The sequence below is a fragment of the Fusibacter paucivorans genome (genome assembly GCF_018390735.1).
GTDB classification, from domain to species: Bacteria; Bacillota; Clostridia; order Peptostreptococcales; family Acidaminobacteraceae; genus Fusibacter; species Fusibacter paucivorans.
On record NZ_JAHBCL010000006.1, the window covers coordinates 99,205 to 115,898 of the forward strand.

Annotated in this window: 8 protein-coding genes; all 8 read right to left on the bottom strand. The window is 43.6% G+C overall.

The features are described 5' to 3' along the window. Nucleotides 1-110 precede the first annotated feature (110 nt). The 8 genes from KHM83_RS19835 to KHM83_RS04750 all read right to left on the bottom strand — a co-directional run bounded on the left by KHM83_RS19835 (nucleotide 111) and on the right by KHM83_RS04750 (nucleotide 16,678). A complete protein-coding gene (locus tag KHM83_RS19835) occupies nucleotides 111-2,168 on the bottom strand; it encodes a sigma 54-interacting transcriptional regulator (protein WP_213235766.1) in 2,058 nt (685 codons plus the stop codon). Between the two features lie 212 nt (nucleotides 2,169-2,380). Further along, nucleotides 2,381-2,938 carry a beta-class carbonic anhydrase gene (locus tag KHM83_RS04720; RefSeq protein ID WP_213235767.1) on the bottom strand — a complete coding sequence of 186 codons (558 nt, stop codon included), beginning with the start codon at nucleotides 2,936-2,938 and terminating at the stop codon, nucleotides 2,381-2,383. Nucleotides 2,939-3,146: 208 nt separating this feature from the next. Then, the gene (locus tag KHM83_RS04725; protein ID WP_213235768.1) at nucleotides 3,147-3,557 is read right to left on the bottom strand and encodes a DUF302 domain-containing protein; all 411 of its coding nucleotides are present in this window, start codon (nucleotides 3,555-3,557) and stop codon (nucleotides 3,147-3,149) included. A gap of 162 nt (nucleotides 3,558-3,719) precedes the next feature. Further along, complete coding sequence (locus KHM83_RS04730) at nucleotides 3,720-5,396, bottom strand: sensor domain-containing diguanylate cyclase (RefSeq protein WP_213235769.1); 1,677 nt, start codon at nucleotides 5,394-5,396, stop codon at nucleotides 3,720-3,722. Nucleotides 5,397-5,610: 214 nt separating this feature from the next. Then, nucleotides 5,611-6,582 carry a bile acid:sodium symporter family protein gene (locus KHM83_RS04735; protein WP_343213118.1) on the bottom strand — a complete coding sequence of 324 codons (972 nt, stop codon included), beginning with the start codon at nucleotides 6,580-6,582 and terminating at the stop codon, nucleotides 5,611-5,613. 124 nt (nucleotides 6,583-6,706) lie between these two features. Further along, nucleotides 6,707-8,320: a helix-turn-helix domain-containing protein gene (locus tag KHM83_RS04740; protein WP_213235770.1), complete on the bottom strand. Its 1,614-nt coding sequence runs from the start codon at nucleotides 8,318-8,320 to the stop codon at nucleotides 6,707-6,709. Between the two features lie 94 nt (nucleotides 8,321-8,414). Continuing rightward, nucleotides 8,415-10,079: a dihydroxy-acid dehydratase gene (gene ilvD, locus KHM83_RS04745; protein ID WP_213235771.1), complete on the bottom strand. Its 1,665-nt coding sequence runs from the start codon at nucleotides 10,077-10,079 to the stop codon at nucleotides 8,415-8,417. A 158-nt stretch (nucleotides 10,080-10,237) separates the two neighbouring features. After that, nucleotides 10,238-16,678, bottom strand: coding sequence for an Athe_2463 domain-containing protein (locus tag KHM83_RS04750; RefSeq protein ID WP_213235772.1), 6,441 nt, complete (start codon nucleotides 16,676-16,678; stop codon nucleotides 10,238-10,240). Between the last annotated feature and the right edge of the window lie 16 nt (nucleotides 16,679-16,694).

Here is a 16,694-nt window from a genome sequence, read left to right on the forward strand (position 1 = left end):
TTCTTTATTTTAAAGAGTTGGTAATATCTCCCCAAAAATGTATTGTGCATTAAGCCGATAAAATGCGCTTTTTGAAAAACAAGCGTCCTACACTCGATCATCATCTGCGCTTAATCGATCAAATGGTATTTCTTTGCTTTTGCCGATACCGTTTTATGGTTAATACCCAGCGCCTTACCGGCAGCATTGCAGCTTCCATATTGAAGCAGTGCATGTTCAATAATTCGCTTTTCGTAGGTCTCCCACGACTCTACTTTTCCGGAACTGACTTCGACAATTTCTGCTGTTTGAATCTCTGAAGACGGCATGTGTTCAATGACATATGACGGCAAGTCCTTTAATGTCACCACATCGCCTTCCAACAGCAATAATGTTCTTTCCAGCAGATTCTCCAGTTCTCGAATATTGCCAGGCCAAGGGTAGCTTATCAACGCGTCCATTACGCTGCGCGCATAGGTGACTTTCGATTTTGAAAGTTCTTCACAAATACGTTTTGTAAATGTCTCCACCAGTATTGCGATATCTTCTTTACGTTCTCGAAGCGGCGGCAATAGAATGGGAATAACGTTTAAGCGATAATAGAGATCTTCTCGAAAACTTCCCTCTTTAACCAAATCTTCCAGCCTGCGATTTGTCGCTGCGATAATGCGGATGTCCAATTTAATCGTCTCTTCACCGCCAACACGCTGAAATTCCCTATTTTGGACAACTCTTAGCAGTTTTACCTGCATGTTTTTATCCATTTCACCGATTTCATCCAGAAAAATGGTGCCATTGTTGGCGAGTTCAAACTTACCATATTTCGTTTTATAAGCACCTGTAAAAGCACCTTTTTCATGACCAAACAATTCGCTTTCCATCAGTGTCGGCGGAATTGCCGCACAGTTGACTCGGATAAACGGTTCACCTGCGCGATCGCTGGAATAGTGTATCGCCTCGGCCATTAATTCTTTGCCTGTTCCGCTTTCGCCATTGATCATGACGGTATAACGGCTCCCGGCCGCTTTAGAGGCAATCGCCATCGCATCCATTATCTTGCCCCCAGTTCCAATGATACGGTCAAATGCAGGGCCAATCTTTTTGGTACGTATGAGTTCTTCTTCAAGATAAGCTGCTTTGGCTGATACCTTGTGCAGTTTATCCACCAGTTCTTTCACTGCCGTAATATCTTTCACAACGGATAAAACGCCAGTGCCGCGACCATCTACAATAATGGGCGTCACATTGGCAATAATCTGTGTCCCATTGCTTTTCGTGGTAATGCCGCCGATTATTTTTCGCCCAGAGTTCAGCACTTTTGCACGATTGCCTTTCGGTGCCACTTCCATAACATTTTTGCCAATGAGATTTTCATAGCTCTCACCACAAATTTTTTGGTAAGCCGCGTTAATGTACGTAATGACTCCCGTTTGATTAATCACACAGATGCCGTCTTGAACGGTTTCAAGAATCAATTGATATTTTTCTTTGAGTTCTTTAATTTCGTTAAGTTCCCAAGAGATATGGACCAGTTTTGTAATATCTTCAAAAATACTGATCGCGCCTTTACACGATTGATCAATCATAATCGGCGTCACATTTGAAACAACGGTAAATTGGCCAATGCGATTGGTATAGGCAATTTCGGGTTTGAGCGTCTTAACCACTTGAGGCAACCTCGAATTGGGCAGTACATCGAGAATCTTTTTGCCGATTACCGAGCTTGCGGACATACCGAAGATTCGTTCGGCCTCGCTATTAAACATGATAATGTCTTCTTTTTCATTGATTACGACAAGACCATTCGCAATATGTTTAAAAATATTGTCTGCCGTCAGTAAATTATTCTGTAAGATATCGTCAATTTTATAAATGGCATTTGGATCGCCAAAAGAAAAGCCCCCCTCTAAAAAGCGTTTCATTTCATCAGACGCTTCATTCGCAAGCTCGCCATAAGTCACAAGTTCCAAAATGTCATTTGCCTTAATCCGCAATTCGATTAAGAGTAAAATACTGTCTAGCGGCACTTCTGAATAACCGTCTTTTTGCACTTTAAAAATGACGTTATACCGGTTCTGAAGTTCTCCGGCCTTATGTACGACCATCGCTGCAACACGGGCATGCATACCTTTTTCATGTCGAAAAGTTACTTCTGTTCGGATACTATCTTGCGTGATGGTGTTGAGCATAAAACCTCCTATGGTGATTATGTCATTATTGTATCACATCTTGCCTAAAGTCGCATTTTGACGTCTGGTAATATTTCATCTAATTGAGAAAACTTTTTCTCAGCCTTACAAAGTCTCCTATGTGGCAAACGGCTGTTCATCACCATCACGCCCCTCAGATAAAATTTGATAAAAAAAATCGGTCATTCAATCCGACCGATTTTTTGGCCTATTTAGTTGCCGTCATGCACAATCGTCAGCGCCCCGGTATCCGGCGACATAATCAAACCGTGAACGCGTACGTCTTTGGGAACGAGCGGGTGCGCTTCAATGATGCTAACGCTTTCAAGTATCGCAGATTCAACGGATTCAAATCCGTGCAGCCATTTTCGGATATCAATGCCCGCATTCGTCAGTGTATTGACCACCTCTTTATCAATGCCGCGCTCAACCATTTTGCCAACAACGACTTCACTGTTCAGATTACTCATACCACAGCCATAATGTCCCACGACAAAAATATCTTCGATGGCAAACTCATAAATGGCGACGACAATGCTTCGTATAATACTGCCGAAAGGGTGCATCACCGTCGCGCCGGCATTCTTAACCAGCTTGGCATCGCCGTTTTTAATGTTCATTGCCTGCGGCAGCAGCTCTGTCAGTCGCGTATCCATGCAGGAAAGAATGAGCATTTTCTTTGCCGGTTCCTTATTGGTCTGAAATTGCGCATAACCTTCCGCTGCGATAAACGCCTGATTATAAGTCATAATTTCTTCGAGTCTGTTCAAGCGACACCTCCTGTTTTGTTATGATGTTCTCAATGCCGTTTTCATTGCAGCGCCTATCATTGCTCTTCCATACAACGCTTACAAATTCACACGTCACTTACATCAATTATGAATATTATACAGGAAGGTATGCATTTGTCAAAACGGCTGACATCTATGCCAGCCGTCTTACCATTTATATTACTTTTTAATTGTTAGCTGTCCTTCATCAAATGTTGACTTCTTCTTCAGATACAACTTTATCAATGATATCTGTCAATGCCATCTCAACTTCTTCCGCATAAGAGCGCAATAGGTCATCCGGCGTCAAGAGTGCTATAAGCTCAACAGGTCTGGGAAGTCCAATAAAAACTTCGCCATCCTGTTCGTAAGCTGCCATTTTACATGGCAGGAAGTAACCGGTTTTAATCCATTCATTAAGTACTTTATCCGCTTTTGATGGATTGCATACTTCAAATACCCAAAAGTTATCCTGAAGTTCAAATCCCTTTTCTGAAAGTTTATCCTTAAAATTCAATTCCCACAAAACACCAAATCCTTGTGACGGCAACAGCGCTTTAAAGCGTTCAATCGTTGTCTTAAGGTCATAAGGTGATTTCTTTTCAACAATAAAATTCATTGCTACCTCCTTCTTCATTCTTACTGACGATTCAATTTGGTTTTAAGCATAATACTCACGCTTACTTCCCAGTAATGTTCTAACATGTTGCTTTAAAAACGTCCTTTTTATTATTGTGCTCCCATTGGATAAATGCCTTTAGCAATAGAGGGAATTATTTCTCTAAATAATATAGTCTGTTGCATCACGGTGAATCACTTGAAGATTCCGCTTAATAATCGCTTTTTCACGATACATGCGCTCATCAGCCAAATGAATCAACGCTTCGAGATTTGCTTGGCTCAACTCACTAATCCCTGAAACACCGTGGCTAAGGCTAATGACAAAAGCCGCTTCAGCAGTCTGGTTAAATCGCTGAACACCCTCTAAAATACGTTTCCAGATCACCTCGGCTTCTTGCGGCGTCGTACCGACAAAGCCAATAACGAACTCATCGCCGCCAAAACGGCAGAGCACGTCTTCATTGCGTATTTTTTCCTTCAACAGTTCAGCAGAAGTTTGAAGCAGCTTGTCACCCGCTTCATGCCCCAATGTATCGTTGACGACTTTTAAGCCGTTAACGTCAATAAAGCAGATTGAAAGTTGTTCATCATAGTCAGACAATATCTCTTCCAGTAAATCAAATCCCTTTCTTCGATTGTAAACGCCCGTCAGCGAATCAATTTCAGAAAAACGCTTTATTTTGGCACGTGTAAAACGACGACTTAAAAGAAACGGAAAAAATCCCAGCATCACAATGAACGCCATCATTAAAAACCATTTATAGCGTTCGACAACGCGCAAAAACATTGCCATTTGATCATTTGAAAATAAATAGCCGACGTCGCTCGTTTTTGAAATAAATGACACCATCATCAGTCGTCCGGGATCATAAGCAATTAATGGTACCGTATGGAGTACGGTTGCTTCTGAGGCAACAGTCTCTTGGGTTAGTGCTTGATAAATATAACCGCCGGCTTCTGTCTGTACTTTTCCGGTATCGTTCTCAAGCATTGCCACCCACGCCAGTGGATCGAGTCTGCCAAATGTTATTTCTGAACGTTCTAAAATAGAATTGCCCCACGTTTGCGACGGATCCGGTGATACGAGATAATAGCCGTCACTGTCAAGTAACAACAGCTCACTGTCAGTCCCTTCCGAGAACTGTTCATAGAGCATCAGCAAGTCATCTAGTTTATAATTAATCACGAGAATACCTTCTGGCGAATCGCCTTTAAAAATTGGCGTCGAAAACCTGACAACAGGATTATAAGGTTTCTCCACTTCATCATTCTCCACATTGAGATCCAGTGCTGAAATATGGATAGCACCATCAATGAGTTCTCGCGCTTTGACAAAATATTCCCGTGAACGTTTATCCTGTAGTCCCGTTTCAGAGACAATCTCCGCACCAGTCGGCGTATTGATGACACGTACGCGCTCCATACCGTCTACACCGATGAAGCGCACTTGATCATAATGCAAATGCGTCGATAAAAATTCGATGAAACGGACTGCCATCCTTTCTTCGGACAACGCCCTTTCGTTTATCGGCAAATCCGTATCTGCTGATATCAATGTTTTTAAATAGAGCAAATCAGAAACTGCTTCATCAAAAGAAGTACTGAACAGCTTTGCTTCTGCACTTAAAATATGCATTTCTTTATCGACAATGGAGGCTTTGAGTGCTGTATTGCTCTTTTCATCAACATAGACAATCAAACAAATGAGCGTCACTAAAATGACAGACATTAGCGCAACATAAAAGGCGATATCTTTTGGCCTTATCGCTTCCTTACGGTAATGGTAAGGTTCAGAATGCCTCACCGCTCTCTTTTGTCCGTTTCGCTCATTGCTCATGGCAAAACCGCCTCCGTGATACTGTTTATGTTATCATTATTACCCCCACTTTATTATTTCACACATGCCTTTTAACAAAACAAAAATCCTCGCCCTTCCGATATCACTAAACTTCATTAGCAATAACCGAAAACAGGCGAGGATATTTTAATCATCATACTCTATTCAACATACTTTTTCTTGTTTTTGAACACTTAAATGTCTCAAAATACCATTATGCTTCCATCTCTGATTCCGCCATCTTCGCTTCTCTCGACTTGACGATTGCCGCAAAGAGTGCACCGGATATATTATGCCATGCACTAAATAGCGCTGCCGGTACTGCCGCCATTGGCATTGCAGCAAATTGGCTTGCTGCAAGCGATGCTGCAAGACCTGAATTCTGCATCCCCACTTCAACCGCAAGTGTAATACGCTTCTTGCGCGGCATCCCTGTTATTTTTCCGACAAAATAGCCAAGCGCATAGCCACTGAGATTATGCAGTATAATCACAATGACAATAATGCCAAGCGCACCAATAATACGTTCCGCATTAGCGCCAATAACGCCCCCGACGATACATGCAATTGATAATGACGAAATCGCAGGCATCACATCATTCACCACATTCGCCTTTTCTTTAAGCATGGCTTTGACAATTAGTCCAAGTGCAATTGGCAGTAAAACGACCTGCACAATGCTGATAAACATGCTCATCGGATCGAAAGACACGGTCTGGCGAATGAGGAAATAGGTAATCGCCGGCGTTAGAATCGGTGCTAAAAGTGTTGAGACAGTGGTCATCGCCACCGACAACGCAACATCACCGCCTGCCATATAAGAAATAACATTTGAAGACGTTCCGCCAGGGCATGTCCCGACGAGAACAACCCCCACCATCAGTGCCTCTTCAAGACCAAACAGTTTTGATAGAATAACAGCCAGGAGCGGCATCACGATAAATTGAGCTGCTGTTCCCTTTAAAATATCAAGGGGACGCTGCAATACAATTTTGAAATCATCAAGGCTAAGCGTCATCCCCATACCAAACATAATGACGCCAAGCAAAATGGTAATCATTGATTGACCGAATACTTTTTTCAGCACCCATCCAAAGAGTGTAGGCTGTATAAAGCCAAGAATCATGCAGATAATAATGATGACGCCAAAATACTTTGAAATCCCCTTTGCAATTTTTGTAACCACAAATACCTCCTATAAGTTCGATAAAAATTTGAGCATAAAAATTTAATTTCATCAATTTTACCAAACAAATCGCTCAGTTAAAAGCATTTTATTCAATTTTCTACAAATTTTGTAAACCTTCCGTTTATGTTAATTGCCTGTTTTGCATTCGAAACTTTCCCGGTGTCATACCCTCCCGCAGCTTAAAGCACTTGGTAAAATAACTGACATTCTGAAAACCGGACCGATGGGCAATATCAATAATCTTCATATGACTATTCAACAGCATCACCTTTGCCGCGTCAATACGCAAATCGGTGATATAGTCTGTAAAAGAGCATTGATTTACTTCATTGAATTTGGCACTTAAATAATTGGGCGAAATGTAAAAGTGCGTCGCAACTGACTGAAGATTTAACGGTTCTCTATAATGCAGCTCCAAATATTGATTGACACGCTCTATGAGCGTCCCGTCATTTTCTGCATAAGAATCCTTAATGTCACTAAGGCATTCTATACAAAATGTTTTGAGCAATCCTTTTCGATCCTCAACATCGCGCTTTGTCAGTGCTTCTTCATACTTTCGCATTAACCGCGCCGTTTTTTCAAAGTCTTTTGTCTTCCGCGCCGGCACTCTCGAGAGTACCACTATCATTTCCATGATTGTTTTCAGATCATAATTGGTCAGGTAAGTTGCCTCATCCAGCAATTGAGTTACTCTTAAAGCATCCTCATCGACCAGCGCATTTTCGAGTGCCATTTCCAGCGCATATGGATACATCATCTTTGGCGTTCGTCGTGAACTGTCAATAAGAAAACTGTCATGGGCATTCCGAGCACCCGTCTTGAGTAAACGATCTTTAAGTTTCAGCTGTTCCTGTGTTTTTCTGAGCAATTCGTTTTCTTTATCGAGCAGAACACTTTCCAAAACACGTCGCTCGTGAACCATATTGATAAATTGAGCCGCAATGGTCATGTGATCAAAGACGACGTATATTCTGCTTTTGATAAATGTTTTAAACCGGCTGTACTCTCTGGCCGCCTGTTCTGCTTCATTGCCAAAATCGCCAAAGCTGTTGCGCGTGTAATCACCACCGCCAAGTACAAAGCGCTCTGTCCACAAAGTGCCGTATTGCCGTTCATTGAGTACCAATGGTGCCGCAATCTGAGAAACACCATAGGGACAGTAATACTGACGGATCCCGTCATGAGGTGTCTGTTCTGATTCAAGTGCACAATCTCGGTGTCGGGCACACGTTATACAAAATTCCGGGAGTGTCAAATCACAATTGCCGCCTCTAAGGTAGTGCATGTCGAGTTTCAAGAGTTGGCTCAGTTCTTCTGTAACATTTTGTATCAGCTCTAAATTCACATGTTCGGTCACATCAACATGCCATTCAGATACCTTGGGCATATCAAGCGGTGATAGAGAAATTGGCGCATAGATCACCATGAGCACTAAATCTTCCTTTGCAGATTCATTAATGACAACGTGCTCGGCAAACGGTGCAACATATTGAAAGGCTGTTGATTCAATATGACGTTCAACGCCGTTATTAATAAAAATGCCTTTCCCTGACAAAACAAAGAGCATCTGTTCTTCACCAACGTGAAAGTGCTTGTTTTGGTGCGCTTTTGGCGATATGACAACACGCGCCAGACTCAGATGATGATGAGGGGAATCCGACGGTTCATGAAGCCATTCGATGGTTCCCCAATTAAATTGCTGCACATCTACATGATAATCTGTACGATTCATTAGCATAACCTCCCCCAGTGGCAGTACAAATGTTATACAGTTTTATCATACACTAGTTCGCATCAATTCAAAACCGGTGTTTATAAAATCGCGTTTAATCTCCGCTAAGGACAGCGCCGCGGTTGCCGGATGTCACCAGTTTGGCGTAGCGTTTCAGGTATCCCGTTTTAATTTTCGGCGGTTTAGGTATCCACGTTGCACGCCTTATTGCTAAAACCTCATCGGTCACTTCGATGTTAATTTCGCAGGCATCAATGTCAATCGCGATGATATCCCCTTCTTCAATTAATGCGATATTGCCGCCAACAGCAGCTTCCGGCGAAACGTGTCCTATTGCGGCACCTCTTGTCGCGCCACTGAAGCGCCCGTCGGTGATGAGTGTCACGGACTCTCCTAAACCGCGTCCCATAATTGCTGCAGTAGGGTTTAACATTTCACGCATTCCCGGACCACCTTTTGGGCCTTCATATCGGATAATTACCACATCACCCGCTACAATTCTGCCTTCGTTAATGGCTGTAATTGCCGCCTCTTCACCATCAAAAACCCGCGCAGGTCCCTTGTGTTTCATCATTGCTTCTGAAACGGCCGAGCGTTTGACCACACAGGTATCCGGCGCTAAATTGCCGCTTAATACCGCGATGCCGCCTTTTGTGCTAAACGGATTCTCAATCGGACGAATTACTTGTGGATCAATAATTTCACACCCTATTATATTGTCTGCAACGGTTTTTCCCGTACATGTGAGCACATCACCGTTTAGAAGGGTTTGTTTATTCAATTCGTGCATGATTGCATAAACACCTCCGGCTCGGTGAAGGTCTTCTATATAATCATCACCCGCCGGTGATAAGTGACAAAGATTCGGCGTGCGTTCACTAATCGTATTTACTTTTGTTAGATCAATCGTCACATCTGCCTCATAGGCAATTGCCGGTAAATGCAGCAGACTGTTTGTACTGCATCCAAGCGCCATATCAACGATGATGGCATTTTCAAATGCCGCCTCTGTCATAATGTCCTTTGGCTTAATGTCTTTGCCGATCAGCGTCATAATTTGCATGCCTGTTTGTTTAGCCAACATTAGCCTCTCTGAGTAAATCGCCGGCAACGTGCCATTCCCCTTAAGTGCCATGCCCAATACCTCAGTCAGACAATTCATGCTGTTTGCCGTAAACATCCCCGAACACGACCCACAAGTCGGACACGTTTTTTCCGCCATTGTTTCCAGTGTTTCTCGCGATAGCTTTCCTACTTTATAAGCACTCACCGCCTCGGTAATCGTTGTAAACCCAATTTTTTCAGCTTCAAATACGCCTGCCAGCATCGGCCCGCCGCTGACAAAAATCGACGGTATATTCAGGCGTGCTGCCGCCATCAACAATCCCGGTACATTTTTATCACAGTTTGGCACCATGACCAGCCCATCCAGCATATGCGCCATGGCCATTGCCTCAGTAGAATCAGCAATGAGTTCTCGCGTTACCAGTGAATAGTGCATGCCCTCGTGCCCCATGGCAATCCCGTCGCAAACGGCAATTGCCGGAAAGACAACAGGTGTACCGCCAGCAGCAATCACACCGGCACGAACTGCCTCTGTCATTTTGTCCAGATTCATATGTCCCGGAACAATTTCATTGTAGGAATTGACAATGCCGATAATTGGTTTCGCTAATTCGACATCTGTCAGTCCAAGCGCCCGAAGCAAGGCACGTTTCGGTGCATTTGCCGCACCGAGTTTAATCGCATCACTTCTCATCTTAACCTCCTTATCTTTCTATACCGTCATTATACAGAGGTTTTGTGGTCATTTATTACGGGAATTGAGAACAACTTTATGATTGTTGAAAATAAAAAAATATTAAGATACGTTGTCATATCTTAATATCTTAATATTTTAAATATTCCTATAAAACACTAATAGACGGGCTGTAATGATATCCGATCATAGATATTCCCAGTGATCTCAACGTCATCAATAGACGCCTTCACACTTGACAGCTCTTGACTCGCCGTAAGCTCTGCCTCGTAAGGACTTCGCTTTCGAATATCTTCCCATGACAGCGTTGAAGGCGCCAGCGGCAGTAAATACGTCCCCTCCCAATTACTCATGGCACTCGCCTCATCATAAGAGACCATACTTAGCGCCAATGGAAAGGACACATCGTACCCAACCAGTTCTTCATATTCATAGACGACACCATAAGGGTCTGTATACGTCATTGCCATCAACTCCGGCGACAGCATCACTGCTACTGTCTCCGGAAGACCTTGAACAGAAGCGTGAAAGGTCACTGTTTCAAGCGACAAAAATCGGTGCGCATTCGGCGTCAAATAAATGCCGCGATAATCTGTACGCCCATCCCAGTGATTCCACGCGCCTGTAATCTCAAAATCACTGATATGCAGCGGCTGTACGATAAAAGTTTTGACGTCTTCATCAGTCGCCGTCCCATCACTGACAACCGCCTTGGCGGTATAGGTTCCTTCCGGTAAGTTATCATACGATTTTTTTATCATTTCATATTGCGTGCCAAGCCACGCCACGGGGAATGTACTGACATCATAAGTCGTACCGTCTTTTATAACCGTCAGGGTTACGGTGAGCGGCTCATGATCACCATCGTCAAACAGCATGGCGACGGTTGCCTTCTGCCCTGCATAAAGCGTTTCGGGGGTTACACCAACTGTCACAGAAGGCGGCAGATTGCGTGGTATGACATTAAAGCTGTAGTTGACGTAATTCGATGTTGCATAGCCATCCCATGCCGCCACTTGTCCTAGATAACTGCCGATTGGTAAATTCGGGAATGTGAACAGCACATCACTGTATATGCCGCCAACAGGCGCAACTGTGGTGTTCTGACGACTATATAATACACCTTCCTTGTAAAGCTCTGTCTGAACAAACAGGTTTTGCGGGTCGATGTCCGTTAAATGTGTCGTCAGTGTATTGCTGTCGCCATCGAGCACTTCTGGGAATGCAATTTCTGCGGTGATGTATGGCGGTGAATTGACATAGACGGGAAATGTAGCAGTTGCCGTGGCATTGCCATAGTCATCTGCTGCAAATGCCCTTACAGTGTAAGTCCCCGCACTGAGGTTATTAAGTGTTATCACTTCATCGGTATAAGGCGACGTTTTATTGTAGCTAAACGTCCGATAAACGGTGCCGTCTTTGAGAACCGTTACATCGAGTGCCAAATCATCCCCTTCCGCATCATATACACTGACAAATGCCGTGTTGGTATCTGTCTCAAAGAGATACAGCGATGCTACATTAACCGCTACAGCTGGTGGTGTATTGGGGATCACGGTAAACACCAGTATTTGCGTCGCTGTGGCCGCCCCATCATTCACTGTTGCCGTCACCGCGTAATTGCCCGTCTCAAGATTTGGAAGCGTCAGCGTCGTCGTATCGTACGGGTATGACTTCATATACGATTTAGACAGATATACTTCGCCGTCCTTCTTCACTTCAACGCTCAATGACAGATTATCCAAATTCGGATCGCTGACATTGAGATACACAACATTGTCACGCCCCTGATACAGTGCGGTTGCCGCTAAACTGGCCGATAGTGACGGCGGGTCATTTGCATAGAGAGTGATGTCTTTTCTGACGTAATGCCGTTCACCTGTTATGGTACTTACCATTGCGATTTCCATTTGGTACGTTTTATTTTCAAGTCCAACCACATCAGGTATATAGAAGTCCTGCGGCTGCCAGTTCCAATCGTAGAAATTGCCCGATATTTTTGAATAATCATCCACAACCATCATTGGCACGTTTTCTACAGGAAGACCATTAGATTCAAGAAGCCTTATTTCGAGGCGATGTTCTGGTTGAAATCTTCCTGAATCACGCACATTGATGTTATACCACTGCACGTAATTGCCCGGTCGAAATGCCGTCAATGGATTGCCCGCATTGCTTGACTGTAAATCCGCTGTAATACTCAGCAGGTAGTGTTGCGGCGGGGGTGTAGCAATGGTTTTCTCTGTCCAGTCACTCCATACCCCTTCAACATCTTTAGCGCGAAGGCGCATATAAGTGCCGCTAATGCCTGCATACCCAGTGGGTAATATTCCTGGCTGCCAAGGCTCTGAATTAAGTCGATACTGAACCTCAATTTGTTTGATGCCTCGATCCGGATCACTCTTATGATCGTAATCGTAGGATAAATCTTCAAAAGCTTGGGGATTCCAATTGTAGTAGAAATCTGCCACAGGTTTTCGGTGCACCAAAACTGTTTGATGCATTTTATCACGCGACCAATAGCGATACTTATCCAGTGCATCGTTCTTCCCAACAGGATTATCACGCACGTAAAAGTCCATATCATACTTTCCTACTTTATCGAAGATGATTTCATCACCCCGAAATTGTGTATTGTGATACCCTGATACACCCATGCTGTTTTCATAATAATATGGGTCTGTATGTACGATATCAGCTCTAAAATCATAGCGTGCATCATTTTCATAATCGTGGTAAAGTGAGGCAATTGACAACGGATCACCAACTGTCACCAAGATCGTCTCTGCTTCTGCACTGCCCTGATCTTGCAGGTTGATTAACGCATTGCCCAGTTCCGTGTATTGACTCATCCGTAATGCACTGCCGAGTTTATCACTTTGATTCGTCGTAATAAGCTGCTTTTGTGTTATTAAATTTGCCAGTTGATTGGATTCGTTGGCAGAGATATAAGAAAAGTCATCGCTGCCAAGCAGGACGTAGTACGTGTTCTCCGATAGCTTTTCAAGCTGATTTTTGGTGTTGGTATAAAAATAGTTCTTCGTCTGAACGTTATATGCCCAAACACCAGCATCAAAGAGCTGCCTTAGATAAATATAATTCTGTTCTGCACGTTCTACATAATTAAATTCAATGTACTGATTGTGCGTTCCTGCCCAACTTCCCGTCGAAACGCAAAATGTACCCACGTTTGCAGGTGCCAGCATGTGATCGTAGTTCATGTAAAACGGCGCATAATAATCTGTATCACCATTTTTATCTTCTACAGGGTAAGCCGCCCCCTCATCAATCGTTATATTCATGGTATTCTGTGGTGCGTGATTTACAAATTGACTGCCCTGTACAATATTTGAAGCGTTAATATTATCGTCTTGATAACTAACAATCGTATCTTGACCTGTTTTGACATTGTAAGCATGGTAATAACCTTGGAAGTAGTATAAAACACTATCCGGCATATCCTTATAAGCTGCAATCCACGGTCTGGACTGGTCATCATAGGTTAGATCAAAATCTTGTACCTTATGCCATTTTATCTGAAAGTCTTTTGTGATTTCGACCAGTGCATACGCTGTAATTGAATAATCTCTTTTATAGTAAAAGTAGTATTTTTGCATGTAGAAGATTGATGCGTCAGGATTTTGTGTAATCATGTCATTGTATGATGTCACCGCATGCTCGCTTGCAGGATACGAATAAATGCTCGATGTATAAGCAAGCATATCATTAACGCTATAAACAGGTGAATCACCGTAATTAAAGAAATTAGCAGGGCACCAATGGGAAGGTGTAATAACCTGTCCCGTATCTAAGTTAGTAATTTTACAGCCAAGCAAAAATTCTTCAGGGTAATCTCCCACTGTCATATAGACCTTGTTTGAATATCCCGTCGTATACCCTAGAGGCGCTGAGACGCCATACAGCGAATCGGTACTCAATCCTTGAGACGATACCATTTCGTAACCCACTGGTTGATTGACAATTTCAAAACTGTCAATGAAGATGTTCTCTGATTTCAGTTGCGTTGTTAATGAGCCATTGATATAGGCCGTCAGCATTTCAGGGCTAAGGCCACTGTTCCCCGTTTGAAGCTTCAAATTGATGTGTTTGGGCGCTTTCACCGTTACCGCTGTACTTGGCGGGATGTTGTCCACCTCAACGATATGGTTTTGATTAACAGAGCCATCGTAGGTACTGTCATATAGATAAACGGCACTGCTTTCCATGCCGGGCATTGGTGTGTAGGTTTCTGCAACAGAAAGTGCTACATAGTATTTGCCCACACTGGATACGTTAAATGAATAATCCTTGTTTTCTGAACCGTCTGCATTTCTTTTCGGCGCACCCCAATAGGCGATATGTTGCACTTCATCATCAAACCGATTATCACCGTCGTGATCGTACCAGTAAGATACTTGAATGGAGCCAATAGCATCACCATCTTTGGATGTACTTTCATTTAATACCGAAATGGTTGCCGTGTTGCTGTTCGATGGGTCGCGATAGACTTTATTCACTACCGATAAAGCAGCTTCCGGCGGTTCATCCGGTGTAATGGTAATGATTTTACTTGCCTGTCCTTCATAGCCAAGAGTGTTTTTCAGTGTGACGGACGTGTTAATCGTTCCCGCTGTTGGTACACCAAAATCAAACTTTCGGCTGCCGTCAGGATCGGCAGGCGAATAGACGCCCGATGCCGCATTAACGGTGCCGCTTGAAACCCACCAATCCGTTTGACTGTCTACAATGGGAAATTTATCGGGGCTGTCCGACTGCATGCTCGATACGGTAATCTTACGGTATGGTTTGAGCTGTCCTTCGGTATGTATAACGGCATCGACTGTGGGCGGCAGTACCATTGTTGTATCTTCACCATAGCCACTGTAGCCAAGGGTATCAATGGCAACCCCTGTAAAGGTCTGTTCACCTTCCCTTGTAAATTCATACTGTTTATTCAAATAGCCATCGGTTGGATGTTCAACGGCTATGTCAGTGCTCCCATCATTTAAGATAAGATAGTCCAGTGCGCCCGTGACGCTGCTCCCACGTACTGTTATCCCCTTTGTATCACCGACCTTTGCCGTTTTGGGGGCATTGACTTTGACTTCCGGCGGCTTCGGCTCACCCACCACAACGGTCATATCATCACCACTTGCCTCTAGGACGCGGCCGTCTTTCAGCGTGACATCGACGGTAACGTTCCAAGGCTGTTTAATCTTTTTATCTGGGTTGTCGGCAAAAGGCGCACCATCAATGGTTCGATGAAATGTCACGGTAGGATTAATGACACTGGCATATTGACATTCCCCGTCAAGCCACACGGCAATATTCGCTACATTTGCAGTGGTAACTTTATAAAGTGAGATGTCAGCAGTGATGCTGACATCGACATCACTGCCGCTTGATGTTTTATACCGCGGATTTGCCGTTACAAGACAGCTCGCTGTGGGGACAGCAGGTTCTTCTACGGTAACGATGACTTTTCGCGTGAGGTTTCCTGACTTTTTCGGGTCATTTTTAAAAATGGTATCCAGTACGTAACTGCCGCTGATTTCAACTTCTTGTGTGCCTACCACCAGTTCACTTCTGTTAATGCGCACGGTTCTGTTAACCGTCTTTCTCAGTACAGAAAATGCCGCTTCTGCGCTGTCAATCACACTGCCATCTTTGCTGATACTGGCTTCAAACTGTTTGACATGCTCTTTTTTCATATATTGATTGTCCGGTACAATGACTGCCGTATACGAGGTATTCACTTCAACAAATTGCTGATCGGATGCCATTGTAACGGCAATGTCATTGTTTTGAAGATTCAGCGTTAACCATTGATCGACGCGTGCATTTGATGCCATGCCGTCGCCAATCCACGTTTGATAATATTTACCGCGCTCCGTTCGCACAGAAAAGTTCGTATACCAACCGCCAGCTGTAAGCAGAAGGGTGCGCTTATAGCTATCTGTGACGCCATCAATGGGATAAGCATTCAGCGCACCCATTGACCGCGTATTGTTGATCGTTTCAACGGTGTACTGTGTATTGATATCGTTTGGATTTGTATTAATACCATTGCCGCCGATCCAGTGTGCGGTCATGTATTCACGTAAGTTTCCGTCTTTAACAACTTGCCACGAAGCAGGTGCACCTTTTACATCGGAATATTCTTCAATCCACTTATTTTTATCTGATAACGGCGCATCTGGTGGATAGTAGGCATTAGTGACAACTTCGCCGCTTGCACTATAACCTAAATAACGATAGCCTGTTGTACCCGTCTTTTTATCATTATAGATTTCTTCTGCTGAGCTGTTTTCATGGGGATAGCCAACAGGAAGCGAATCGTAGTTAATTATCTTTTCATTGCCGTAGACAACAAGGCCGTATTTATCGTAATCGGCTTTGTTGATATATAGCGTTTTGCCTGTGCTGAAATTATCAACTTTAAGTGGCAATGATTGCGCCACTATGAAATCCTCAAATGATGCATAGCCGCTATAATTTACCGAATAAGTAAATAATGGCGATTCGTCAGCGGCGGCACTAATGGGGACACTGCTTATAAGCAAGGCAACAATTAAAATCATGGATAGATATTTTTTCATTTAATGACTCCTTAGC